Annotated in this window: 3 protein-coding genes; all 3 read left to right on the forward strand. The window is 30.3% G+C overall.

The window, feature by feature from the left end; genetic code table 11:
* Positions 1-121 precede the first annotated feature (121 nt).
* The 3 genes from IE051_RS18455 (at position 122) to IE051_RS18465 (ending at position 2,233) form a co-directional block, all read left to right on the forward strand.
* Positions 122-631, forward strand: coding sequence for a hypothetical protein (locus tag IE051_RS18455; RefSeq protein ID WP_189362890.1), 510 nt, complete (start codon positions 122-124; stop codon positions 629-631).
* 38 nt (positions 632-669) lie between these two features.
* Complete coding sequence (locus tag IE051_RS18460; protein ID WP_189362891.1) at positions 670-1,146, forward strand: hypothetical protein; 477 nt, start codon at positions 670-672, stop codon at positions 1,144-1,146.
* Between the two features lie 121 nt (positions 1,147-1,267).
* Positions 1,268-2,233, forward strand: coding sequence for a hypothetical protein (locus tag IE051_RS18465; RefSeq protein ID WP_189362892.1), 966 nt, complete (start codon positions 1,268-1,270; stop codon positions 2,231-2,233).
* Positions 2,234-2,511 lie beyond the last annotated feature (278 nt).

The raw sequence follows: 2,511 nt of genomic DNA on the forward strand, positions 1-2,511 counted from the left end.
TAAGTTTATTCCTAAATCTAAAGTTAGCGCTTGTTTGCTTGCATCTGATTTTCCTTCGGAAAATCCTCGCACTCAAACTACGCACTATTCTTATACCAACACGTTGGCAACAATTTAAGAAATGACGAAATATATTCAAATTTTTATAATCTTTTTGACATTATCTGCTTGCGGACAAAAGGAAACTGAAAAGAAAACAGCAGAAAATTTAAATGAAAAATTATCGGAATCTGAACGACAAAGCGAATCCCAAAAAGAAGAGAAATGGACTGATTCGAATGGAAACGTTTTCATCGAAAAAGGAAATGAAATTTCTATAATTCCAGCCAAATACAATAAAACTGGAAAAATATACAAAGTGTTTATTTACAATGAAACTTCTGACGAAATTGGAATTATTGAAAACCTAAAAATAAAACCGAACGAGTTTCGAGTTTTTAACTTAAAGGACATTGATACACTTAAATTAGACAATGGAGTGAAGTTTATGTTTGGAGAAACTTATGGACTTGAAATTGAGGATAAGCAATCTCAAGTTAGTGGTCTTGGAGGAAAATTTTTAGATGCATATAAAGTTCCTGACGAAGCTGAATGGGCTTTTGTTATTGTTCCAGCTGGAAAAGGCGATTAAGAACCAAATTATTAGCAATAATATAAATTCACCAAAAATTGAAAAAAAATCAAACTGACTTTATTAACAAATTAGGAATTGGAGCTTTTGCTTATATTTCAATTAGTGAATTTTGTGGATTAATTGAATACTTATTTGAGAACGTTTTAATAATTGCAGGAACAAAACCCATAACTACAATTTGGCTACCTGAAATAATGAGTCTCTTTCTTTTTACAATAATTGTAGTTTTGGGAATAAAAAAATACAACAGACCGATTGAAATAGACACACGAAAAACCCTGAAATCTTTAATAATTATATTCTTTGGAATTTTGCTTTTGCAATTTCTATTCTCTTATTTTGGAACTGACTTTTTGATGGAAAAATATTCACCGGAATTTGAAAATTATGCTAAAGCAAATAAAGGAAGTTTAATGTTAAGAGGATATCTTGCTTTCCTTCCAATTTTACAGTTTGTTATATTAGGAATAATACTATTAATGAATAAAAAAACAGTTGCCAACACCGTATAAAATTAATTGCTAGTTATAGCCTACTTACGAAAGTCCTCGCGGACTTTCTATCTGTGAATTATTTGCTAAATTTAGTTCTTAAAACACGCAACTAATCTTATACAAACACGTTAGCACCAATATGACAAAAATTCTGCGAAAATTTATATCGTATTTTACAATAAGTGGTTTAGTTTACTACTTGTTTTTAGTTGTTGAGATCATCAGCTTATATTTTAGCGAATTTGGCTTTGACCTAACGAATGGAATACTTTTTAGTTTTAGTCAGATACCAGCAGTAATTAATTTTGGTGTTTTCATTGCCTTAATCTTAGTTACAGCGGAATTAATAAAAGAGAAAATTCCTGTCTCAAAATTTTTCCAATTCGGACTTATCCTATCACTAATCTTTGGCGGACTAATATTCTTACTATCTAATAGTATGGTGCCAAAACTGCGAATGACATCATTCTTGGATAGATATGAAAACACAAGAAAAGAACCATTTACATCACAAGAAAGAATTGAAAAAGCTACCGAATACAATAAAACAAATGTTGATATGATGAGTATTGGACTTATAAACCAATATTCTGACTCTTTAGAAACTGAAAATAAGTCTCAAAAGAAAATTATCTCTGACTTGTTTAAAAAAATTCCTGATAGCATAATTCAAAGTGATTTTTCTAAAACAGAACTTAACGAATATGGAATCTCAAAAAACGAGTTGACAACAGAATTTAATCGCAGAGATTTATTTCAATTAAAAAACGAAATAAGAAAGAATACGCTCTTGACAAAGCAATTAAGAAAATCTAATTGGACAAAAAACACTCGATATTTAAATAGTTTTCTGACCTTATTTCTGGTTTGCTTTGCAATAGTTATTGGAGCGAATTTTAAAAATCAGTTAATATTTTCATTGGTCTGTATCGGAATTGTGATTTATTCACAGACCTTAACTTTGTTAACAACATCATCGGACTACTTTATAAACGGAGAGAACTTATTGGGGCTGATTTTTAAGTTTACGATAATTCTGGTTGTGTTTTTATATTTAGTCTATCGAATGAAAACGAAAAATAATACTGGTGCTAACAAAGTATAAAAATAATGCGTAAGTTTAATCCTAAACCAAAAGGTTAGTGCGTATTTGGTCACTCCGATTTTCCTGCGGAAAATCCTCGCGCACAAACACGCAACTTTCCATATACAACAACGTTGTGCATAATTATGACCCGTCCTGAATAAAGGCTACATAATTTTAAACATTATGTACAGAAATGACAAAGTAATCAGACGGTATTCAGAACCTTTTAAACTGAAAATTTTAGACGAACTTAGCAGTGGTAAACACACAAAGAGCGAACTTTGTAAACTCTACTC

The sequence above is a fragment of the Algibacter mikhailovii genome, from assembly GCF_014651495.1.
Taxonomy (GTDB): Bacteria; Bacteroidota; Bacteroidia; order Flavobacteriales; family Flavobacteriaceae; genus Algibacter_E; species Algibacter_E mikhailovii.